This is a genomic window from Mesorhizobium maamorense (assembly GCF_044998965.1).
GTDB lineage: Bacteria > Pseudomonadota > Alphaproteobacteria > Rhizobiales > Rhizobiaceae > Mesorhizobium.
In genome coordinates this window covers 758,613-781,120 of the sequence record NZ_CP173356.1, presented here as the reverse complement: position 1 = coordinate 781,120, position 22,508 = coordinate 758,613, and the positions used below count along the sequence as shown (strand labels likewise).

Below are 22,508 nucleotides of genomic sequence, written 5' to 3'. Positions count from 1 at the left end.
TGCGCCAACGCCGCATGCGCGGCTTTGATCCATCCTGCCGCGCGCAATTTTTCCACATGCCAAGGAACATTCCGGCAAGCTGACGGTTCGGGCCCAGGAACTTACCTTGGACAGCACAGGACGGCAATTTCGTGGGATCGAAGAAAGTTCGTGTCGGTATCGTCGGTGTAGGCAATTGCGCATCCTCCCTGGTGCAAGGCCTTTCCTATTACCGAGACGCAAAAGGCAACGAGCCGATCCCCGGGCTGATGCACGCCGATCTCGGCGGGTACCACGTCGATGACATCGAGGTCGTCTGTGCGTTCGACGTCGCCAAGGGCAAGGTCGGGTGCGACGTGGCCGAAGCGATCTACAGCGCCCCGAACAACACGTTCCGTTTTGCCGATGCGGTTGCAACCGGGGTTCGCGTGGAGCGTGGCCCCACGTTGGACGGCATCGGCAAATATCTGCGCACGGAAATCGAGGAAGCGCCGGAGCCGGTTGCCAATGTCAGCGAAATCCTGCGGAACAGCGGTGCCGATGTGCTCGTCTCGTACCTGCCGGTGGGGTCGGAGGTAGCGACGCGCTTTTATGCCGAATGCGCCCTCGAGGCCGGCTGCGCCTTCGTCAACTGCATACCGGTTTTCATCGCGTCACGGCCCGAATGGCGCCTGCGTTTCGAGGAACGCGGGCTGCCGCTGGTCGGCGACGATATCAAGAGCCAGGTCGGCGCGACAATCGTGCATCGGTTGCTGGCCAATCTCTTCCGCGAGCGCGGCGTCCGCATCGACCGCACTTATCAGTTGAACTTCGGCGGCAACACCGATTTCCTCAACATGCTGGAACGCGAGCGGCTGGAATCGAAGAAGATCTCGAAGACGCAGTCCGTGACCAGCCAGTTCGATGTTCCCCTGGAGCCGGGCAACATTCATGTCGGCCCCAGTGACCATGTGCCATGGCTCACCGATCGCAAATGGGCCTACATCCGGGTTGAAGGCACGACCTTCGGTGGAGTGCCGCTCAACGCCGAACTCAAGCTGGAAGTCTGGGATTCGCCCAATTCGGCCGGCGTGGTCATCGACGCCGTGCGCTGCGCCAAGCTGGCGCTTGACCGCGGCATCGCCGGCGCGCTGACCGGTCCGTGCAGCTATTTCATGAAGTCTCCGCCTGAGCAGTTCACCGATGCCGAAGCTCGGCAGCGCACGCTCGCATTCATCACAGGCAGGGACGAGCCTATGCTCGATGCCGCGGAATGACGACGACCTTCTTCCTGATCCGGCACGCGGCACACGACAATGTCGGCTCCTATCTGGCCGGACGGATGGGCGGAGTTCGCCTTGGCGAATCCGGCAGGGCTCAGGCGGCGCATCTTGGCCGCCGCATGGCCCGCGAGCCGATTGCCGCTATCTGGTGCAGCCCACGCGAGCGCACGCAGGAAACCGCCAAGCCGATCGCGACTGCCTGCAATGTCGGCGAAATCGCGATCTGCGCCGAACTCGACGAGATCGACTTCGGCATCTGGTCGGGAAAGACGTTCGAGGAGCTGAACGGCGATGCCGGCTGGCAGGCGTGGAACAGCCGGCGGCAGGAAGCAAGCACCCCAAGCGGCGAAACCATGCTAGATGTCCAACAGCGTATCGTCTCGCTGATGGATCAGGCTCGCGAGCGGCATCAGAATCAATGCGTCGCGCTGATCAGCCATGCCGACGTGATCAAGGCAGCCATCTGCCATGTGCTTGGTCTGCCCGTCGGCGACAGTTTTCGCTTCGATATCGACCCCGCCTCAATCACGACGATCGTGTCCGGAGACTGGGGAGCAAAGCTCATCCGTCTGAACGAACTTGCCTGACGAGGACTTGCCGGATGCAGATGGTCATTTTCGGTCTCACCGTCACGTCTTCATGGGGAAACGGCCACGCCACCCTGTGGCGTGGCCTGATCCGCGCGCTGGCCCGGCACGGCTGGTCCATCACCTTTTTCGAGCGCAACACCCCCTACTATGCCGGTGCGCGGGACCTCGATCAACTGGATGGCGGCAATATCGTGCTCTACCCCGACTGGGAGGACATCCGGAGGGTCGCGGAGCAGACGATCAAGCAATCCGACGTCGTCATCATTACCTCCTACTGTCCCGACGCCGTGGACGCTTCGCGCCTGGCGCAGCAGGCATGCCGCGGGCTGCGCGTCTTTTACGACTTGGACACTCCGGTCACTCTGGCGCGCCTCGATCAAGGTGAACGCCCACCCTATTTCGGGCCCGAGGGCCTTGCCGATTTCGATCTCGTCCTGAGTTACACGGGCGGCTCGGCAATCGATGCACTCAAGTCGGTCCTCGGTGCACGCCACGTGGTGCCGCTCTATGGCCATGTCGATCCCGACCAACACCGGCCGGCAGTACCTAGGCCGGAATTTGCGGGCGATCTGTCCTATCTCGGGACCTATGCGGCAGATCGCCAGGCCGGCGTCGAGAAACTGCTGGTCCGTCCGGCCGCACTCCTGCCTGACCACCGCTTCATCATCGGCGGTGCACAATATCCACAGGAATTCCCGTGGAGCGACAACATCTTCTTCGTCAGGCATCTTCCGCCGGCAGATCATCCAGCCTTCTTTTCGTCGTCCCGCCTGACGCTGAATGTGACGCGCGAGGCGATGGCGCAAAAGGGGTGGTGCCCTTCGGGCCGGCTGTTCGAAGCAGCGGCATGCGGCGTGCCGATCGTCACCGACACCTGGCCGGGCCTCAGCAGTTTCTTCGAACCCGGTAGCGAGATCCTGCTGGCGTACGACACAGACGACGTGATCGCGGCGCTCAAACTGCCATCGCACGAGCTCGATGCAATTCGAAGCCGTGCGCGTGAACGGGTTCTGGACGAACACACATCCACGCGGCGCGCGGCGGAACTAGATCGCATCCTGAACGAAGCCTTGCAGAGGTCGGCCGGCGAACCGATGAAGGAAGCAGTCTGATGTTGGGCATCGTGCCCGCTGCCGGACGCGGCAGCCGCATTCAACCGCTCGGCTTCTCGAAAGAGCTGCTGCCGGTCGGGAGCCGGATCGATGGACAGACAGAGCGCCCATGTGCCGTAAGCGAGTACCTGGTGCGGCGGATGGTGCGCGCCGGCGTCGACAAGGTCTGTTTCATCATCGGATCGGGTAAATCCGACATTCTCGAATACTATGCCGCGGGCTACGGAGCGGCGACCGCTCTGTTCGTGGTACAACCCAACCCTGTTGGCCTTTGCGACGCCATCTTCCGGGCAGCACCCCTCGTCGCACCGGACGAGACGGTGTTGATCGGGCTTCCCGATACGATCTGGTTTCCCGAAGACGGCTTCTGCCGTCTGCCGGACGACCGGCTGTCATTCCTGCTCTTCCCGGTGGATCGGCCGGAATTCTTCGATGCCGTGGTTCTCGACGAGGAGGGCCGGGTGCGGGAAATCCAGGTCAAGCGGCAGGACGCGGCGACGAACTGGATATGGGGCGCGTTCAAGATGCCGGGCCATGTCCTGCACCAGCTCGCGGCACTCTGGCGCGAGCGGGATTGCTATGACGAATATATCGGCACGTTGATCAACGCCTACCTGACGGCGGGCGGTCAGGCGTATGGGGTGAAGGCAGGGGCCGCCTACGTCGATGTCGGCACTTTCAACGGTTATCGCGCGGCCCTTCGGCTGCTCGACGACGATGCTGCGTCCAAACAGCACCGGCCCACGATGATCGCGCCTACGGCACATTCGCATGCCGTTCCGGGCGAAGGAGCTTAGCCATGCTGCATTCCCATGCTGAAATCCAACGCCGTATCGATGCCCTCGGCCCATGGTTCCACAACATGGAACTGGCCGGCGTCGAAACTGCTCCGGACCATTTTCTCGGTAACTACCCGCTGGTCAAATGGCGCAAGTTCGCCTATGCCATTCCAGCCGACCTGTCCGGCAAGTCCGTGCTCGATATCGGCTGCAATGCCGGTTTCTATTCCATCGAAATGAAACGGCGCGGCGCCGGTCGCGTCCTCGGCATCGATTTCGACGAGGCCTATCTGGCACAGGCGCGCTTTGCCGCCGAGATCGCGGACTGCGACATCGAGTTCCAGAAGCTTTCGGTTTATGACGTCGGCGCCCTGCGCGAGACATTCGACATCGTGCTGTTCATGGGGGTTCTTTACCACCTGCGCCATCCCCTGCTCGCGCTCGACCTGATCCGCGGGCATGTCGCCGGCGACCTGATGATCTTCCAGTCCATGCAACGCGGCAGCGCCGATCTGCCTGCGCTTGAGCAGAATTATCATTTCTGGACGCACGACCTGTTCGAGCGGCCGGAATTTCCGAAACTGCATTTCATCGAACATCGATATGCCGACGATCCGACCAATTGGTGGATTCCCAACCGCGCCTGCACCGAAGCGATGTTGCGCAGCGCCGGCTTCGAGATTTTTTTGCACCCCGAGCAGGAGGTTTATTTTTGCCGTTCCGCCGGCGATCCGGCCGGCGGCGGCGCCGTCTACCCGTCGAAAGGACAGATCCATGATTGAAGCCGCGATGATCTGGAACGAGCCCAACAACAAATCGCATTGGGATCCCGAGCTCGACCCCGATTGGAGCCGCTTCGCCGCCATGGCAATGTTGTCGGCGGATGCGATAGCGTCCGAGAACCCGGCCCTGACCAAGGTGCTCGGCGGCATCTCTCCGATCGACCCCGGCTTCGTCACGCGCATGAAGGAACTCAGATTGCTGGACTACGTCGATGCCGTCGCGGTGCATGGCTTTCCGCTCGACTGGAACCTGTGGCAGATCCAGGAATGGCCACAGAAGATCGGTGAGATCGCGGCCGTCACCGATCTCCCGATCTGGGTCAGCGAAGTTGGCGTATCGACCTTCGGCGCCGACGAGATCCAGGTCTGGGGCCTCAGGCGCACCGCTGAATTGCTGCTCGGCAACGCTCCGCGCATCCAGTGGTACAGCCTTTATGATCTTCCGCGCGAATGGGAAGCAACAACGCGCCATCGCGAAGCGGAAGGCTCCTCCTACTATCGTCACTTCCATATGGGGCTGCTGCGCCAGGACGGCACGCCAAAACCGGCACTGGAGGAATTCCTGCGCCATACGCCCGAGATGGGGCTGGTGCAGTGGTTTCATTTCGAGGACCCGCGGCTGGACGACGCCGTCGCCTGGATGAAGCGGCTCGGGGTCACCAATATGCGGACCGGACTTTCCTGGGCCGACAGTTTCAGGCCGAATGCATTGAACTGGTTCGACCGACAGATGGAAGCGCTCGCCGATTTCGACGTGACCGTCACCTTCTGCTTCACGCCAGAGCATCGCGGGATGATGCCTCACCACACCAGTCCGCCGCTGGTGCCGGAGGAATTCGCCGAATTCTGTGCAACCATGATCCGCCGCTACGCGCCCGGCGTGGCTTCCACGTCGAAGCGGCGAGCCTCGGCAGCGTGAGGCCCCCATGCATCAACCGTCGGCAACCCTGGGCGAATTCGCGGCCCTGTTGACGGGCAGTGACGCAGCACATGGCTCCGCCATCATGGTCGTCGTCGCGCATCCGGACGACGAGACGATCGGCATCGGCGGGCATCTTGCCGGACTGCGGTCATGCCGCATCGTCCATGTCACGGACGGAGCACCACGCGATCTTGCCGACGCGCAAGCGCATGGTTTCGAGACATGGCAGGACTATGCCGATGCCCGCCGTGCGGAACTGACGGAAGCCTTGGCCGCGGCCGGCATATCGCCATCGGGCCTGACCGCTCTTGGCTATCCCGACAAGGAGGCTGCGGCGAATCTCGTGGCGCTCGCGCAGGAACTCGCCTGCCTTGTTTGCGAACCCGACATCCGCTTCGTCTGCACACATCCTTTCGAGGGAGGCCATCCCGACCACGACGCGACCGCTTTTGCCGTTCACGCGGCCTGCCATCTTCTGCGCCGTGACCGCCGGCCCGTGCCCACCATCATCGAAATGGCCTTTTATTCGGCTGGCCCGGACGGTCCGGTATTTCAGGATTTCGCCAGCGGCACCGGCAGTGATTGCATAGAGGTCTGCCTGACCGAAGCGGCCTTTCAGCAAAAGCAGCGCATGCTGGCCAGCCACCTGACGCAGCAGCGGACGCTGGCGCCGTTCTCGACCCGCACCGAGCGTTTCCGGCTGGCGCCGACCTATGATTTCCTGAAGCTGCCCAACGATGGCAGGCTCTACTATGAATCGCTGCCGCTGGGTTTCGAGCCCGGCACCTGGCTGCATGCAAGCGCCCGTGCTCACGAGGCGCTCCGGCTCGACCAGCCATGACGCTCACAGTGCTCAATGTTGCCTATCCTCTCGCGCCGGTGGGACCGAACGCCGTTGGCGGCGCCGAGCAGGTGCTGTCAATGCTCGATCAGGCCCTGACCCGCGCCGGTCACCGGTCCATCGTCATCGGCTGCCAGGGTTCCAGTGCAAGCGGCATTCTGGTGGAAACGCCCGCCGAAGCCGGCGTGCTCGACCAGTCAGCAAAAAACCGGGCACAGGAGTCCCATCGCGCCGCAATCGCCGCTGCCCGCGCCCAATGGCCGATCGACGTGGTTCACCTGCATGGCATCGACTTCGACGCCTACCTGCCTGCCGACGGTCCGACCCTGGTGACGCTTCACCTGCCGCTCGACTGGTACCCGGCCGGGGCGCTGCGCCCAGGGCGCGACGATCTCTGGCTTCACGCCGTCTCGTCAGCCCAGCAAAGAACCGCACCGCCGGACGCAAGCTTGGTTGCCCCGATCCCGAATGGTGTCGATATCGACGCGCTGAACCAGCCGCGGCCCAGGGGCGACTTCGCCGTCGTGCTCAGCCGCATCTGCCCGGAAAAGGGCATACACCTGGCATTGGATGCCGCCAGGCAGGCTGATGTGCCGCTGGTCATCGGCGGGCGGGTCTATCCTTACGAGACGCATACCCAGTACTTTCGCGATGAGGTCGAACCTCGCCTCGATCGTCGGCGCCGCTTCCTCGGTCCGCTCGGCTTCATCGCCAAGCGGCGCTTGCTCAATGCAGCACGCTGCCTGGTCGTTCCGAGCCTCGCCGCCGAGACCAGTTCGCTGGTCGCGATGGAAGCACTCGCCTGCGGCACACCGGTGATCGCCTTTCCAAATGGTGCGCTTCCCGAAGTGGTCGAGCACGGCAAGACCGGCTTTATCGTCAACAATGTCGACGAGATGGCGCAAGCAATTGTCGCGGCACCCAGCCTTGATGCCGAGACGTGCCGAAGCGAGGCGCGCCGGCGGTTTTCGCTCGAGCGCATGATCTCGTCCTACATGAGCGCCTATCTGGCGCTGGCCCGGCTCGGCGCCGACCGCAGGCGTCTCGCCGCGGTGCGGTGAAAGAGCAGATGCTGCGCAGCGAGATCATCGGCGATCCAGAGCAATTGCATGCACTGGCGCCGCACTGGTGGAACCTGTGGGAGCAGAGTTCGTCGGCGACGCCCTTTCAATGTCCCGCCTGGCTGCTGCCGTGGTGGCGCACATTCGCTCCGGGGGAGCTGGCGACGGTCGCCATCTGGCGCGGCAACGATCTGGTGGGCCTGGCGCCGCTCTATCTCGAACATGGCACGGAAGGCTCGAAACTGCTTCCGATCGGCATTTCCCTCAGCGACTATCTGGACGTGCTGTGTGTGCCCGGCAGCGAGGCCCAGGTCGCCGCTGCCCTTGCAGAGAAGATACTCTCGATCGAGTGGTCGCAGTGGATCCTGCCGGATCTGCCGCAAGGCAGTGCCGGTCTGGCGATCGAACATCCCGAATTGAAAGCCGATGGACTGGTCGGCCACGCCGTTTGTCCCGTGCTTGCCACCGACGGCGATGAAACGCTGGCGGGCTGCGTCCCTGCCCGGCGCAGACGCCAGTTGCGCCGGGCGCGCCGCGCCGCATCCAGACGCGGCCGGGTCGAGTTGTCGCCGGTACGAGGCGATCCTCAACTGTTCCTCGACCACCTGATAGGCCTGCACGGCGCGCGCTGGGCCGGAAACGGAGGCGGCGTGCTGGCCGACCTCGCCGTCGAGCAATTCCACAGGTGCTCGCTTCCCCTGCTCGACGCTCGAGATCTGACCCGACGCTGGGTGCTCGCCATCGACGGCAAGCCAATCGGCGTCTACTACGGATTTCACCATCGCGGCCGTGCCTATGCCTATCTTGGCGGTTTCGATCCTGCCTATGCCGAGGAAAGTCCAGGCGCGATCCTGGTCGGCCACGCAATCGCCGAATCGATCCGCGAAGGTGCGCGCGAGTTCGACTTCCTGCGCGGCCAGGAGCCGTACAAATATGGCTGGGGCGCTGGCGACAGGTGGACGATGCGAAGGACTTGGACGCGGAAATGAGACCATGGTTTCGTTGGAACCAACATCCGTGCGCCGCCGGATAGCGGTCAGGCTGGCGGTCGAGGACTGTATGGCGGACGCTGTCAGTGCCGAGGCCGTCATCGCCAGGCTGGCGCTGCATCTCCACCCAGGCATCGGGGCAGTCGAATTGGCGGAGATCGTGGCGGAGATCGATCCGGTCGATACTCGAGACAGGGAAAGGCTCCAGCAGATAGCCGGGCTGCTTCGCCGCGGATCGGAGGTTTTTGCCACGTTGCAGAAAACGGGTTCTGCCGTTCGTCACGAACGCGACGACGACGAGACGGATGCAGATGTCGTGACGCGGCTGGCCTCGGGCTTTGATGCCGCGGCAGCGATTTCCCGGGTGGCGAGTGTCCAGTTGGCTTCCCTTGGCGATGAGGAAAGGCTGGCAGCCACGACCGACGAAATCGTTACATGGCTGACAGCGCAAGACTTCACCGGCGCTGGACGCAGCATTCTGGACATCGGTTGCGGCATCGGGCGTTTCGAACGCGCGCTGTCGGCGTCCTGTGGGCGGGTCGTCGGTATCGACATATCGTCGAGGATGATATCGATCGCCCGTGAGCAATGCGCAGCGCTTGGCAATGTAGAGTTGCGGCGGACCTCAGGCCTGGATCTGGCGGAGTTCGGCGACGCGAGTTTCGACTGCGTTCTGGCGGTCGACAGTTTCCCCTATCTGGTGCTAGCCGGCGTGGCGGAGCGGCATTTCGGCGAAATTGCGCGCGTCCTCAAAAGGCCGGGCAGGCTGGCCTTGCTGAACTACTCATATCGCGAATCACTGTTTTTGGACCGCTCCGATATATATCGCCTGGCGCAACGTCACGGATTGCAGGTCGTCATCGATGGCGAAAAGCCGTTTCGGCTGTGGGACGGCGACGCCTTCCTGCTTGCCGGCGTGACGGAACATTACCAGTCAATGCCAGTTCGGGCGTCGAACACAGCGACGCTGAAGAGCGGCGCCAATTCGAAGGAGGACAGCATGGCATCCGGCAGCAAGAAACATATCGGCCGTGGCAGCCACGGCAAAGGGGCCGGCGCCGGAGCAATGACCGAACTGGCCAAGGACAAGATCGAAGAGAATGCCGTTTTATCCAACAGGGACAAGAAGCAGCACAGCGAGGAACGCGGCCTGGACGGCAATCAGATCAAGTCCGATCAATATCAGGATCATGCCGCAAATCGATTGCCGAAGGACTGAAAGCGCCGCAGTGGATCTGTGACCTCGGCAATCGAGAGTGGAAGAAAAACCTGTGCAAGGGCTGCCGGCAACGGTTTCGGCACCGGGCATCTCCTTGTAATGGCGGTTGCTTGTCATCACAATAGGATGACGGACTGCCGTCCATCCAGCCAGGGAATACGATGTCTCGTTCGAGCGATGATAGAATGGACCCGCGCGCAGGAATGGCGATGGATCAGGAGATTGCCTCTCTGCTGATCGCGATCGAGCAGGAAAAGGTTCCTGATCGCTTGACCAGACTGGCGATCGAACTGCAAAACGCGCTCCTTGCGAAACGCCGGCGCGACATAAAGAACTGACTATCTGCGGCTGTCGGCATCGATATCGATCTGCCCGTCCGACAGATGATTTCGTCTTTCCATCAGCGTCTGCAGCGAACTCTCCCCCAGGAACTCAAGAACGGCGGCGCGGGCACGGTTGAGCCGGCTTTTGACCGTTCCCACCGCACAGCCACATATCTCGGCCGTCTCCTCATAGCTGACACCTAGGACGCCGATCAGCATCAGCACCTCGCGCTGGTGTTCAGGGAGCCTCTGGATGGCGCCGTGAACTTCCTTGCTCTGAACGGTCCATTCCTGTGTGGCTTCCGAAATCGGCCTCGAGGACGCGCAGTCGAGCAGGCCAGGCGCTTCCCTGGCCGCGACCTTGACCCGGGTGTAGTAGGTGTTGCGCATGATGGTGAAGAGCCACGACTTCATGCGCGTGCCGGGTTCGAACTTGTCGATGTTGGCAAGGCCCTTCGTCAACGTCTCCTGCACCAGATCGTCGGCATCGTCGGGGATACGGCAGAAGGTGCGCGCGAAAGCCCGTAGCGCGGGTATCAGGTCAACGATGGAAACTTCATGGGTTTCCTGGTCGGCCAAAAGATAGCCTTCGCCTGACAATGGTCCAGCTCCCAGAAAGAAGTATGAATGCAGACCCCAGCTAAATGCATGGACGTTTGTATCGTTCCGGGCGTTGAAGACAACTCTCCAGAAAATTCTGATGCGGCCGAACGATCCTGCTGCGGCCGCGCCCCCTTGCGCGCCGTCCACCAGCGTGTTCGCGCTGGCTTAGGATAGGCGCGACGCGCCGTTGTGCGGGAACAAAGCCATGCACCGGCAGTTCGGCGCCTTGAGCCAAGTCAGCCCACGGGCGTCAATCGAGGAAAAAATCATGGCCAAATCCGCACACCGTTCAGCTCCCAAATCGGCGCGTATGCACGATCAGAATGCCGCGCGCGGAAATGGCGGCGAATTGCACCAGATCGCGGAAGCCGACACGCCTGTTCTCACGACTGCCCTGGGAACGCCTGTCTCCGACGACCAGAACACATTGCGGACTGGCGAGCGCGGACCGTCTCTGATCGAGGACTCCCACTTTCGAGAAGATCTTCCACTTCGATCACGAACGCATCCCGGAAAGGGTGGTGCATGCCCGTGGTTACGGCGCTCATGGCTATTTCGAGACTTATGAATCGCTGGCCAAATACACGCGTGCCGACATTTTCCAGCGCGCCGGCGAAAAGACGCCTGCCTTCGTGCGGTTCTCGACGGTTGCCGGCAACAAGGGCTCGTTCGACCTCGCCCGAGACGTGCGCGGCTTTGCCGTCAAGCTCTACACCAAAGAAGGCAATTGGGACCTCGTCGGCAACAATATTCCCGTGTTCTTCATCCAGGACGCCATCAAATTTCCGGACCTCATCCATGCTGCCAAGCAGGAGCCAGACCGGGCTTTCCCGCAGGCCCAGACCGCACATGACAATTTCTGGGATTTCATCAGCCTGATGCCGGAATCGATGCACATGGTCATGTGGATCATGTCGGATCGAGCGATACCGCGCTCCTTCCGTTTCATGCAAGGCTTTGGCGTCCACACGTTCCGCCTCGTCAATGCCGACGACGAATCCACATTCGTCAAATTCATCTGGAAGCCGAAACTCGGCATGCAGTCGGTGATCTGGAACGAAGCGGTCAAGATCAATGGCGCCGATCCCGACTTCCACCGCCGCGACCTGTGGGAAGCGATCCAGTCAGGAAACTTCCCGGAATGGGAGCTGACGGTGCAATTGTTCGACCAGGATTTTGCCGACAGCTTCGACTTCGACATCTTGGACGCCACGAAGATCATCCCTGAAGAGATCATTGAGCCAATCCCGGTCGGGCGGCTGGTGCTCGACCGTATGCCGGACAATTTCTTCGCCGAGACCGAGCAGGTTGCATTCATGACCCAGAACGTGCCACCCGGGATCGACTTCTCCAACGACCCGCTTCTGCAGGGCCGCAACTTCTCTTATCTCGACACCCAGTTGAAGCGGCTGGGCAGCCCGAACTTCACCCATATTCCAATCAACGCTCCGAAATGCCCCTTCGCACATTTTCAGCAGGACGGGCACATGGCCATGCACAACCCGGTCGGCCGCGCCAACTATGAGCCGAATTCGTGGCGATCGGGTCCCCGCGAGGATCCGCAACGCGGCTTCCGCTCTTTCGCCGACGCCGAAGAGGGGCAGAAGGTGCGTCTGCGGGCGGAGAGCTTCGCCGACCACTACAGCCAAGCGCGGCAATTCTTCAACAGCCAGACAGCGCCGGAGCAACGCCATATCGCCATGGCGCTGACATTCGAATTGAGCAAGGTGCAGGCACCGGCGATCCGCGAACGCATGGTGGCGCATCTGCTGAACATAGACGAAACGCTGGCGACTCAAGTCGCCGACAAGCTTGGCATTCGAAACATGCCCGACCCCGCCGAGGCCGCCGTCCCGCCGCGCGACGACCTGCCGCCGTCTCCGGCTCTCAGCATTATCGAGAACGGCCCCGACAGTTTCAAAGGCCGCAAGGTCGGCGTCTTGCTGAGCGACGGGGCCGACACGGCCCTTTTCGAACAACTTCGCTCGGCCATCGAAACGGAAGGCGCGGTCATGGAGGTGATAGCGCCCAAGGTGGGCGGCGTCGAGGCCGCAGACGGCACCCACATCGAAGCCAGACACATGATCGACGGCGGTCCGTCGGTCCTGTTCGACGCCGTGGTACTGCTCCTGTCCGAGCCGGGCGCCGAGTTGTTGGTCAAGGAGGCAGCCGCGAAGGACTTCGTGTCGGATGCCTTTGCGCATTGCAAATTCATCGGCTTCACACCGGGAGCCGCGCCTCTCCTGGCCAAGGCAGGCGTCGCAGCCGATGCCGATGAGGGATTGATGCGGCTGGACTCCGCAGCCTCCGCCAACACATTCGTGCAGGCTTGCCGCAAGCTGCGGCTGTGGGCCCGGGAAGCGGCCGTCAAGCTGTGACGCTATCGACCGGCACGGATTCCCGTCCGTGAGCGGCGGTTCGGCCAGCGGGATTCCAGTCGGTGCGGGCTAGGGGCGGTCTTGCTCCTTGGCCTCCCGCTGTTTTCTCAGCACTTCGTCGGTTCCGACCAGCTTCTTGGCTCCGCCTGGAATGGAGGTGGACACCACCGCTGGCGGGTCGCTTGCGGGAAAGGAATCTTCCAGACCGGCCTGCAGCTGATCCTCCAGCGTTTGCGGCTCTTCCGAGCGGCCGGGGGTTCTGCGGTCCTCTATCTTTTCCAGCGGTTGCTTCTTATCCGGCGATTCGTTCGCGTTCCTGATCCAGGCATAAAGCTGTTCGATCGCGAATTCCTTGATTGCCTCGAAATCGGCTCGATCGTCCTTGGTCGCCTCGATCTGATCGACCATGGCTTTCTCGAACCGGGCAAGGCTATCACCCCCGCAGGCCCGGGAAAGACGCAACAATGCCTCATGCAGCATCATCGGGGCGAAGCGAGCCGAAGCCTCGAGTCTCAGTTGCTCTAAATGCTCTTGAGTGGCGGCTTGGAGCTTTGACATGGACAGCCCTTTCTCTCACACGCATTTCAACGAGAGTTGACCGTGGATGTTCCACTGCGCCTGAACGTCCTTCCGCGCCGGCGAACTACATGAACCACGTCGCCACCAGTCCCGCGGACGCCGCAAAGACCGCTATGGTCGTCACGCCGCCCAGAATGTTGGTGGCCCTGCTGTTGACCTTGTCGCCCATGATCTTGCGATTGTTGGTCATGATGAGCATGAGAAGCAGCAGAGGTGGCGTCGAAAAACCCTGCACGATGCCGGACCAGACCAAGGCTTTCATCGGGTTGAAGCCAAAGAAATTGAGACCCACCGCCACCAGGGTGATCACTCCCGTCGCGATGTAGAATTTGGGCGCATGCCGGGGCTTGGCATTCAAGCCATTCTTCCACCCCATCGCCTGGGCGAAATCGAAAGCGGCGCCGGCAGTCATGACCGGCACCGCCAGGAAGCCGACGCCGATCACCCCGGCCGCAAAGAGAATTCCGGCCGCGTCGCCCGCAAGCGGCCGCAGCGCTTCGGCCGCCTGCGCTGCCGTTTCGATCTGGGTATGCCCCGCCTCGTACAGCGTCGATCCGGTCGAGAGGATGATGAAATACATGATCAGGTTGGAAAAGATCATGCCGATCAGGATATCGCGCCGGGACCGGCGGAGTTCACCCTCGGTGGCTCCCTTGCGCTCTTCGAGGCTCGTCCTGCCCTTGGCGATCTCCTCCTCCACCTCCTGATTGGACTGCCAGGTGTAGAGATAGGCGGACAGCGTCGTGCCGATGATGGCGACGATGATGGACAGATATTCGCGGCTGAACTCGATTTTCGGCAGCAAGGTGCCGCGCAGCACCGAGACCACATCCGGCTTGGCGAGCACAGCGGAGACCACATAGGCGAGCAGGGCCAGTGCCAACCATCGGAATATGTTGCGGATTAGCTTGTAGGATCCGAACATCTGCAAGGCAAAAATAATCATCGCGACACCGATGACGACCGAGTTTGAAGGCAGCGGAACGAACAGCACGACAGCCGCCGACATCGCGCCAAGGTCGGCGGCTGCCTCGATCGTGTTGCCGATCAGCACGCCCACCAGCACGGACCACAGCAGCCAACGCGGATAGAAATCGGAAATGACCTTGAAAAGACCACGGCCCGACACCTGGCCAAGTTTGGACGAGAGATAGACGACGATGTACATCATCGGGAGAGTGACAGGAGCCGTCCACAAAAGGTCGGGCCCGAACCGGGCTCCGGCACTCGCATAGGTGCCAATGGCCGAGCAATCATCGTCAGCCGCCCCAGTGATCAGTCCGAGCCCGAGAGCGCGTGTGATGCCGCCGTCTTTTCGCTCTCCCTCGCTTCGGCCGGCATCGTCAGCTGCTCCACTCATGGGAGATGCGTGTCCAACGAGGCCACACGGGAAAAAATCATGTCGATTGTTCCGACCAAGTGCCGATGCCGAGATTGAGGTTCGAACCTCCGGTCAAGCTTTTTGTTCCTGTGGAAGCCAACCGCCAATGAAACGCAGCGCCCGCCTTGATGCGGCTGGAGCCGCATCGCCTTGAAATCGACATGGATATGCCTGGGGCCGACGGTCGAAAAGAGTGCGGTGAGGCTCTTCACCCGCACCTTCCCCTAGCCGGCCTGATCTATGGCGGGGCGGCGCTCTGGATCCGGGAAAGCGGAAGACGGCAGGCCCGACACGACCTGCGTGCCGTCTGACACCGAAGAATCGAAACAAAAAGCCAACCGCGGGGCGATCCACAGCCGCTGTCAGGCGGAACCTCGTCCCGGTAATTGCGTCTCTTCGCTGACCTGCTTCCGCAGCTCCTCACGCGCGCGTTCCACCTGGCCCTCGCCCGCGGATTGCGAGGCGCTGGGCCCCGACCGATCCAGCCTGTCCAACTCGTGCTCGACCGTTTGGCGAGAGCCCTCCGCCGGATCCTCTTCCGGATGGCTGTCCGCAGCCTGTTCCTGCCGCGTCTCTTCCCTGCCTCGGCGGTCGTTGCGCGTCGCGTCCTGGCTGCGATCGTCCTTGCCTGCGACGCTTCGATTTCCGCCGGCCGTTTTGTCTGTGTTGCTCATGGCTAGTTCCTAAGCTTTCGCGGCGTGGAACCGTCCGATGCGCGTCCCGCGCCTTTGCCTGGAGAAACGGACATATCCGCCATTTGGTTGCGCTCCCGGCGCGCAAGCATCGGCCCGGCGCCAATCGCATGGCGGAGAAAAAGCCGGCCATCGTTGCCAAGCATCCTTTTACAGCGATTCGCGTTATCGCCTTGGCATCCATGGGGATTTCACATGGCAAGATGCACGGGCCCGTCCATCCGCCTGCGGCAACGGCGGCAATGGCCCATTGCGTCCGCCTTTGCACGTCCAGCTCGAAGCACGTCCGGCAGCCGTCTTCCAGGCGTCCTGAAATGGCTCGGCCTCGCGTCTACAGTGGTCTCGGCACCGGTCCTGAGCGGGTGCTGCGGCTGGCAATCCGCACTCCACGCACGTGGTGCGAATGCCCGTGCGATTCTCGATCTCATCTGGTCTTTTGGCGCGGTGGCGACCATCACCTGGCTGCTCGTCATGCTGGCCTTGGCAATGGCGCTCTTCCATCAGCGCCGGGCACAAGCAGGACCCCCGCCGCTGGTCATCGACAGCCATCAGGAGCACAGGTATAGCCGCGCGGTCGGAAGCGCCGTCGCGGCGACCGTGCTGGTTCTCGCCGCGCTGACGATAACGAGCTTCTTCGCCGGCAAATCCATTGCCTCGCTGGGCGGAAAGGAGACGCTCACCATCCGCATCACAGGGCATCAATGGTGGTGGGAAATACGCTATCCCAACGATGATCGGTCGCGCATGATTGTCACGGCGAACGAGATCCATCTTCCCATCGGCGAACGGGTAAAGGTGGAACTCGATTCGACCGATGTCATTCACAGCTTCTGGGTGCCAAGCCTCGCCGGTAAAAGGGACCTCATTCCGGGCCGGCCGAGCGAGATCACCCTCATTGCCGACAGGCCTGGTATCTATCGCGGCCAGTGCGCCGAGTTCTGCGGCTACCAGCATGCTCACATGGCCGTCACCGTCATCGCGGAAAGCCGCGAAGCGTTCGAGGCATGGCGGTCCAGACAAGACGCCGCCGCCATCGCGCCTGCCAGCGAGGAGGAACGCCGCGGCCAGCGGGCTTTTCTTTCCACCGGTTGCGCGCTCTGCCACACGATAAGGGGGACGCCGGCCAAGGGAGCGGTCGGGCCCGACCTTACCCATCTCGCAAACCGGCGTGCATTGGCCGCCGACACGCTGGCCATGACACCCGGCGCGCTCGCCGCGTGGATCGCCGATCCGCAATCCATAAAACCCGGCGCGAAGATGCCGCGCATTGCTCTCAGCGCCGACGATCTTCGTGCGGTCGTCGCCTATCTTGGAAGTCTTGAATGAGTGGCGTTGCCGGGAAGACGGCTAGGCGAAAACAGGAAGCGGCCCTGAAAGGCATCCGCGACACCGGGCTCGACGAGGCAAGACTGCACGACTATCTGGCGCATGCCTGGCGGACGCCGAACGGCCTCTATGGTTGGCTGGTCACGGTCGACCACAAGCTGATCGCCCGGCGCTATATGGTGACGGCCTTCCTGTTCCTCGCCCTTGCAGGCCTGTCGGCACTTGCCATGCGGTTCCAGCTTGCCACGCCGGAGGCACGCCATATCGGCCCCGATCTCTACAACCAGCTCTTCACCATGCATGGCACGACGATGATGTTCCTGTTCGCCGTACCGGTCATGGAAGCGTTCGCCATCTACCTGGTGCCGCTGATGATCGGCACCCGAAACGTCGCCTTCCCGCGGCTCAACGCCTTCAGCTACTGGGTCTACCTCTCAGGCGGGTTGATGATCTGGGTCGCCTTCGCTTTCGACACGGGCGCGGATGCCGGCTGGTTTTCCTACGTGCCGCTCGCCGGACCTGAATATGGGATCGGCAAGCGTCCCGATTTCTGGGCGCAGATGGTGACCTACACCGAAGTGTCCGCACTCGCGGTCGCCGTCGAGATCATCGCGACTGTGTTCAAGCAGCGCGCCCCTGGCATGTCGCTCGATCGCATCCCGCTCTATGTCTGGTCGGTCCTCGTCATGGCTTTCATCATATTGTTCGCCATGCCCGCCGTGATGGTGTCGAGCACGATGCTGATCCTCGACCGGCTGGTCGGCACCAGGTTCTTCGACCCGGCGGCGGGGGGCGACGCGCTGCTCTGGCAGCACCTGTTCTGGTTCTTCGGCCACCCGGAGGTCTATATCATCTTCCTTCCCGCGACCGGCTTCGTCTCGGCAATCCTGCCGACCTTCGTGCGCCGCCCCGTCTTCGGCTATCTCGGGATCGTGCTGTCGCTGATCGCGATCGGATTTCTTTCCTTCGGCCTGTGGGTGCACCATATGTTCGCCACGGGCCTGCCGCAGCTCGGCGAAAGCTTCTTCACCGCCTCCTCGATGATGATCGCCATTCCGAGCGGCATCCAGATCTTCTGCTGGATCGCGACGATCTGGGGCGGCCGGCCGATTTTTGCCACGCCGCTGCTTTTCGTGCTCGGCTTCATTTTCACCTTCGTGATTGGCGGGCTGACCGGAGTCATGGTCGCCTCGGTGCCGCTCGACCTGCAGGTGCACGACACCTATTTCGTCGTCGCGCATTTCCACTATGTGCTGGTCGGCGGCGCCGTCTTCCCCTGCTCGGCGCCGTCTACTACTGGTTTCCCAAGATCACTGGCCGCATGCTGTCCGAAAGGCTCGGCCGCTGGAATTTCTGGCTTGTCTTCATCGGCTTCAATCTCACCTTCTTCCCGATGCACATCCTTGGCTTGCAAGGCATGCCCCGGCGCGTCTACACCTATCCGCCGGCGAGCGGCTGGGGCGGCACGAACCTGTTCATCAGCATCTCGTCGCTGGTGGTGTTCGCCGGCTTCGCGCTTCTCGTCCTGAACATGCTGCTCAGCCTTCGCAACGGTCGCCTCGCGGGAGACAATCCCTGGGGGGCGAGCACACTGGAATGGGCAACGACGTCGCCGCCACCTTCCTACGATTTTTCGCGCCTGCCAGTGGTGCCCCATCGCGAGCCGCTCTGGGCCGAACCCGACATACTCCCGGTGGTCGAGGGCCTGCGCGTCGATGCGCGCGAAGTGCTTGCCGGCACGGTCGCCGATGCGGTGCCGCAACTGCGCGTGCCATCGGGCGACAACTCGATCTGGCCGCTGCTCTCGGCCGTCGCCGTGGGTGGCGCGTTTCTGGGCTCGATTTACACGCCATGGGCGGTGGTCTGGGGCGCGATACCGGTCTCGATCGGCTTTATCTGCTGGTTCTGGCCGAAAGGCGAGCCGGAGGACGAAGAATGAGACACCGGCCAACCGTCGACGTCAGCCACCTGCCCACCTATGATTTTGGATCGGCAAGCCCGATCTGGTGGGGAACGGTGGCCTTCATCACCCTTGAAGCAACCGGTTTTGCCCTGGCGATCGGCACCTATTTCTACCTGGCTGTGCAGGCGCGGCATTGGCCGATCGGAGCGCCAGCACCCGACCTCCTGCCGGGCACGGCAATATTGATCATTCTGCTTGCCAGCGCCGTCCCCAACCGTCTGATCGATCTTTGGGCGCGGCGGCAGGACCTTGTGAAGGTGCGCATCGGCATCGTCGTCATGTCGATCGCCGGAATTCTTCCCCTGATCGTGCGCATCTGGGAATTTCCCGCGCTCCGGATCTCCTGGGACCAGAACGCCTACGGGTCGATCGTCTGGTTCCTGCTCGGCCTGCACACGACACACCTCCTCACCGATGTCGGGGACACGATCGTGCTCGCCGTTCTCATGTTCACCAAGAAAGGCAACACCGGACGCCACTTCAGCGACGTGTCGGACAATGCCTTCTACTGGGACTTCGTGGTCGTCTCATGGGTCGTGCTCTATCTCGTAATCTACTGGGTTCCGAGGATGTAACATGCAGGCGATCCGCACGGGCGTTTCCTGGGCAGGCATGGCCACCGGACCAACGGCGTGGGCGATATCGCTGCAGCTCGACTATTCAATCGCATATTGGCAATGCGACGCCGGGTTTCGGCCCACTGTTCTGTTCTCGCTGACAGGCGCCGCCGTCGCGGCGCTGGGCGTCCTGTCGTCATGGCGCGCCGTTCATGATCCAGGGCACGGCACGAGCCCGCCCCTGAAGGCGCGCACGCGCGCGTTTCTGGCCAGGACTTCGGTAGGCATCGGGGCCCTGTTCACGCTCGTCATGCTGGCGCAAATGGCGGCCGGATTGATCTTCAGCGGATGCGAACTGTGACTGTGCAGCGGAGCCGACGAGCGGTCATCCGCCATGGGCAGCGTTTGCGGTGGCCTGCTGCGAGCGTTCCGTTCCTCGCCGTTCTCCTACGTGTAGTCGCGGCCGTCATGGCGTCGCTGGCGCCTGGCACGCCGCTGCGGGCGAACGAGATCCAGAAAGGCGAATATCTTGCCCGAGCCGCCGATTGCGTCGGCTGCCACACGTCCAATCCGAGCCGGCCTTTCGCCGGAGGCTATCGGGTGCCGACGCCGTTCGGCGATGTCTATTCCACCAACATCACACCGGACCTCGACACAGGCATCGGGCGCTATTCCGCCGACGAATTCGTGCGAGCCGTGCAGAAAGGCGTCAGACGCGACGGGGCCGATCTCTATCCCGCCATGCCATATGACAGCTTCGTCGGGATGAACCGCGAGGATGTGCTCGCGATCCGAGCCTACCTGCTCACGACCGCGCCGATTTCTCAGCCGCCGCCGCCAAACATACTGCCCTTTCCATTTAACCAGCGCTGGACGCTCTGGTTGTGGAAACTTGCCAACCTCCACGCCGGCGGCTTCGGACCAAATCCAAGCCGAACCGGCGCATGGAACAGGGGCGCCTACCTGGTGGAGGTGCTTGGCCACTGCGGCGCCTGCCACACTCCAAGGAATACGACGTTCGGCATGGATGAAGATCGCAAGCTTGCCGGCGGCAGCGCCGGTATCTGGCAGGCGTTCAACATCAGCGGCGACAAGATCGCGGGCATAGGCGGCTGGAGCGATGAGGAGCTGTTTCGGTTTCTCAAGACCGGCGCCATGCCTGGAAAGGCATATGCGGGCGGTCCGATGGCGGAAACGGTCATGAACAGTCTGCAATATCTTTCGGACGACGACATTCATGCCATCGTCGCCTATCTCAGGACCGTGCCCGCCCAATCGGGAGACGAGAAGCGGCCGCGCTTCGCGTGGACCAATCCGCCCGCAGCCGCCCGCGATGCCGGGACGAAGACCAGCGTGGAGGGCAGCGGGGTCGCGGTGGGCGACGATCTCTACCGGTCGCTCTGCTCGGGATGTCATGGCCTGAATGGAGGCGGATCGGCGGATGGCACCTATCCATCACTGACCAACAACAGCACGCTCGGCGTAACCTCGCCTGAGAATGTCGTCATGACCATCCTTGAAGGCGTCAAGGCAGGCGGCGTCGCGGGCCGCAAATCGATGGCGGCCTTTGACGGCTGGCTGGACGACGGCCAGGTGGCGGCCCTTGCAAACTATGTGACAGCGCGCTTCGGAAACCCGCAAGTCAGCGTCACGGCAGCCGATGTGCGCCAGATGCGGGCAGGCTCGACGACAGAGCAGACGGTGCTGGTTCTGGCGGCCCAGGCGCTGGTGGCGGGCGGCATCGTATTTGCGCTTGGTCTGGCGCTTCTGCTCGCCAGACGCCTTCGCCTGAGAATGCACCAGAGGCATCTCACATTCGTGTCGAGGGGCAGGCCATGAGACGGTGTGCCGAAGCGTGGCGTATCCGTTCGGCGTTTCCGGGATGAACTGCTTCAGTTTGGCATCTCGACCGAGCCCTTCTGAGAGGAACTCCCGGCAGCGCCGCGAGGGGCGCGAAAGACGTCCGCCAGCCAATCAATGAACACCCTGATCCGCGAAGACAGATGGCGGCTCTGGGGATAGAGCACGGATACGGGTATCGGCGGTGGTGGGAAGGCTTCCAGTATCGGAACCAATTGCCCGGTGGCGATCTGATGCTCTACGCGATAGCGCGGGACCTGTATCAACCCGAGCCCAGCGACGCCGGAGGCCGTGTAGATTTCGGCGCCCCGGACGACGATATCGTAGGGCAGTGGAACCTCCCTTGCCGCGCCGTCCTTATAGAATTCCAGCGGGTACGGCTGCCCTGTCGCGGAGGCGGTATAGGCAACCATGCGATGGCCGCCGAGATCATCCGGTGTTGAAGGGACGCCGTGATGTTCAAGATAGGCTGGATTCGCCAGGGTGAGTTGCTCGAATGCGGTTATGCGGCGACCGATCAGAGACGAGTCGGACAGTTCGCCGGCTCGCACGACGCAATCGACGCCTTCAGTGATGAGGTCGACCATCCGGTCGCCTTCGCTGAGGCTGAGCGAGATGCCGGGATAGCGCGTGATGAACTCGGGCAAGGCGGGCATGACGAAAAACCGCGCGATGGTCCCCTGCATATCCACACGAAGCGGACCCTTGGGTTCGGCATTCCTGAAGACGCTCTCCACCTCATCCAGGTCCGCAAGGAGCCGGATACAGCGTTCATGGTAGAGTGCGCCATCGAGCGTCGGCCTCACATTTCGGGTTGTTCGTTCGAGGAGCCGAACGCCGAGATCCGCTTCCAGGCGCTGGACCGCATGGGTGGCGGTGGGCCGCGGAACCTGCAGGTCCCGCGCGGCCTGAGCAAAGCTCCCACGCTCGACGATCCTGACGAAGAGCCGCATGACGTCGATGCGATCCATGACCATCTCGTAGTCGATTGTTATGGTTTTTGAAATGGTGATGTTGAAATCGGCCTTCTAGTGCTGGTTTTAAAAACGGCTACCTTCACACCATTCAAGTCATCAGATCGACAGGAGTGAAGATCATGCCCTTCGTCAATTTCAAGGTCCCCGAGGCGGCGCTGAACCGGGCCCAGAAAGAAGAGATCGTCCATCGGGCCACGGCGATGCTCGTGGAATATTTCTCCGAGGCCGCTCGGCCGCATACCATGGTCCTGATCGAGGAGGTCAAGGACGGCGGTTACGCCCGCGCCGATGAGGTCTTCGTGATCCCGCAGGAATATCGAGCGAAGGATTGAT

At 62.3% G+C, this 22,508-nt stretch carries 21 protein-coding genes and 3 pseudogenes; 19 read left to right on the top strand and 5 right to left on the bottom strand.

What is annotated here, in order from left to right:
- Positions 1–131: 131 nt before the first annotated feature.
- The 12 genes and pseudogenes from ACIU1A_RS04135 to ACIU1A_RS04080 all read left to right on the top strand — a co-directional run bounded on the left by ACIU1A_RS04135 (position 132) and on the right by ACIU1A_RS04080 (position 9,874).
- Positions 132–1,235 carry an inositol-3-phosphate synthase gene (locus ACIU1A_RS04135; RefSeq protein ID WP_404926676.1) on the top strand — a complete coding sequence of 368 codons (1,104 nt, stop codon included), beginning with the start codon at positions 132–134 and terminating at the stop codon, positions 1,233–1,235.
- Positions 1,232–1,828, top strand: a complete 597-nt coding sequence (locus tag ACIU1A_RS04130; RefSeq protein WP_140515201.1) for a histidine phosphatase family protein — start codon at positions 1,232–1,234, stop codon at positions 1,826–1,828. The genes ACIU1A_RS04135 and ACIU1A_RS04130 overlap by 4 nt, the downstream gene beginning before the upstream one ends.
- A gap of 14 nt (positions 1,829–1,842) precedes the next feature.
- On the top strand, positions 1,843–2,943 hold the full coding sequence (locus tag ACIU1A_RS04125) for a glycosyltransferase (RefSeq protein ID WP_140497396.1): 1,101 nt from the start codon (positions 1,843–1,845) through the stop codon (positions 2,941–2,943).
- The gene (locus ACIU1A_RS04120) at positions 2,943–3,740 is read left to right on the top strand and encodes a sugar phosphate nucleotidyltransferase (protein ID WP_140497394.1); all 798 of its coding nucleotides are present in this window, start codon (positions 2,943–2,945) and stop codon (positions 3,738–3,740) included. Before ACIU1A_RS04125 ends, ACIU1A_RS04120 begins: the two co-directional genes overlap by 1 nt.
- 2 nt (positions 3,741–3,742) lie before the next feature.
- The gene (locus ACIU1A_RS04115) at positions 3,743–4,504 is read left to right on the top strand and encodes a TIGR04290 family methyltransferase (protein WP_140497392.1); all 762 of its coding nucleotides are present in this window, start codon (positions 3,743–3,745) and stop codon (positions 4,502–4,504) included.
- On the top strand, positions 4,497–5,423 hold the full coding sequence (locus ACIU1A_RS04110) for a beta-xylosidase (RefSeq protein WP_404926675.1): 927 nt from the start codon (positions 4,497–4,499) through the stop codon (positions 5,421–5,423). The genes ACIU1A_RS04115 and ACIU1A_RS04110 overlap by 8 nt, the downstream gene beginning before the upstream one ends.
- A gap of 7 nt (positions 5,424–5,430) precedes the next feature.
- Positions 5,431–6,267 (top strand): PIG-L deacetylase family protein, encoded by an 837-nt coding sequence (locus ACIU1A_RS04105; RefSeq protein ID WP_140497388.1) that lies wholly within the window; start codon positions 5,431–5,433, stop codon positions 6,265–6,267.
- Complete coding sequence (locus ACIU1A_RS04100; RefSeq protein WP_404926674.1) at positions 6,264–7,328, top strand: glycosyltransferase family 4 protein; 1,065 nt, start codon at positions 6,264–6,266, stop codon at positions 7,326–7,328. Before ACIU1A_RS04105 ends, ACIU1A_RS04100 begins: the two co-directional genes overlap by 4 nt.
- Positions 7,329–7,336: 8 nt before the next feature.
- A complete protein-coding gene (locus ACIU1A_RS04095) occupies positions 7,337–8,317 on the top strand; it encodes a GNAT family N-acetyltransferase (protein ID WP_404926673.1) in 981 nt (326 codons plus the stop codon).
- Positions 8,262–9,110 (top strand): annotated as a pseudogene (locus ACIU1A_RS04090) (class I SAM-dependent methyltransferase); the annotation flags it as partial. The gene ACIU1A_RS04095 and the pseudogene ACIU1A_RS04090, both read left to right, overlap by 56 nt.
- Before the next feature lie 207 nt (positions 9,111–9,317).
- Positions 9,318–9,536, top strand: coding sequence for a hypothetical protein (locus ACIU1A_RS04085; protein WP_224519089.1), 219 nt, complete (start codon positions 9,318–9,320; stop codon positions 9,534–9,536).
- A 185-nt stretch (positions 9,537–9,721) separates the two neighbouring features.
- A complete protein-coding gene (locus ACIU1A_RS04080) occupies positions 9,722–9,874 on the top strand; it encodes a hypothetical protein (RefSeq protein WP_181165412.1) in 153 nt (50 codons plus the stop codon).
- On the opposite strand, the gene ACIU1A_RS04075 is transcribed toward ACIU1A_RS04080, so the two are convergent.
- Complete coding sequence (locus ACIU1A_RS04075) at positions 9,875–10,438, bottom strand: sigma-70 family RNA polymerase sigma factor (protein WP_140498076.1); 564 nt, start codon at positions 10,436–10,438, stop codon at positions 9,875–9,877. It lies immediately after the preceding gene.
- Positions 10,439–10,730: 292 nt separating this feature from the next.
- Here ACIU1A_RS04075 and ACIU1A_RS04070 point away from each other — a divergent pair.
- A pseudogene (locus ACIU1A_RS04070) lies at positions 10,731–12,840 on the top strand (catalase).
- A 69-nt stretch (positions 12,841–12,909) separates the two neighbouring features.
- Here ACIU1A_RS04070 and ACIU1A_RS04065 read toward each other — a convergent pair.
- From ACIU1A_RS04065 to ACIU1A_RS04055, 3 genes are all read right to left on the bottom strand, one after another.
- A complete protein-coding gene (locus ACIU1A_RS04065; RefSeq protein WP_140497376.1) occupies positions 12,910–13,398 on the bottom strand; it encodes a hypothetical protein in 489 nt (162 codons plus the stop codon).
- A gap of 85 nt (positions 13,399–13,483) precedes the next feature.
- Positions 13,484–14,779, bottom strand: coding sequence for an Nramp family divalent metal transporter (locus tag ACIU1A_RS04060; RefSeq protein ID WP_140525139.1), 1,296 nt, complete (start codon positions 14,777–14,779; stop codon positions 13,484–13,486).
- Between the two features lie 383 nt (positions 14,780–15,162).
- Positions 15,163–15,474 carry a hypothetical protein gene (locus ACIU1A_RS04055; RefSeq protein ID WP_404926672.1) on the bottom strand — a complete coding sequence of 104 codons (312 nt, stop codon included), beginning with the start codon at positions 15,472–15,474 and terminating at the stop codon, positions 15,163–15,165.
- A 153-nt stretch (positions 15,475–15,627) separates the two neighbouring features.
- On the opposite strand from ACIU1A_RS04055, the gene coxB reads away from it, so the two are divergent.
- The 5 genes and pseudogenes from coxB (at position 15,628) to ACIU1A_RS04030 (ending at position 21,177) form a co-directional block, all read left to right on the top strand.
- On the top strand, positions 15,628–16,818 hold the full coding sequence (gene coxB, locus ACIU1A_RS04050; protein ID WP_404926671.1) for a cytochrome c oxidase subunit II: 1,191 nt from the start codon (positions 15,628–15,630) through the stop codon (positions 16,816–16,818).
- Positions 16,815–18,757, top strand: a pseudogene (ctaD, locus tag ACIU1A_RS04045) (cytochrome c oxidase subunit I). The gene coxB and the pseudogene ctaD overlap by 4 nt, the downstream one beginning before the upstream one ends.
- Entirely contained in the window at positions 18,754–19,356 is a 603-nt protein-coding gene (locus ACIU1A_RS04040; protein WP_140525143.1) for a cytochrome c oxidase subunit 3, read from the top strand. Before ctaD ends, ACIU1A_RS04040 begins: the two are co-directional and overlap by 4 nt.
- Position 19,357: 1 nt before the next feature.
- Entirely contained in the window at positions 19,358–19,699 is a 342-nt protein-coding gene (locus ACIU1A_RS04035) for a hypothetical protein (RefSeq protein WP_140497365.1), read from the top strand.
- Positions 19,700–19,806: 107 nt separating this feature from the next.
- Positions 19,807–21,177 (top strand): cytochrome c, encoded by a 1,371-nt coding sequence (locus tag ACIU1A_RS04030; protein WP_140673579.1) that lies wholly within the window; start codon positions 19,807–19,809, stop codon positions 21,175–21,177.
- A gap of 53 nt (positions 21,178–21,230) precedes the next feature.
- Here ACIU1A_RS04030 and ACIU1A_RS04025 read toward each other — a convergent pair whose 3' ends face one another.
- Positions 21,231–22,169, bottom strand: a complete 939-nt coding sequence (locus ACIU1A_RS04025) for a LysR family transcriptional regulator (protein WP_404926670.1) — start codon at positions 22,167–22,169, stop codon at positions 21,231–21,233.
- 125 nt (positions 22,170–22,294) lie between these two features.
- Here ACIU1A_RS04025 and ACIU1A_RS04020 point away from each other — a divergent pair, with 125 nt between their 5' ends.
- On the top strand, positions 22,295–22,507 hold the full coding sequence (locus ACIU1A_RS04020) for a 4-oxalocrotonate tautomerase family protein (RefSeq protein ID WP_140497359.1): 213 nt from the start codon (positions 22,295–22,297) through the stop codon (positions 22,505–22,507).
- The last annotated feature ends 1 nt before the right edge of the window (position 22,508 follow it).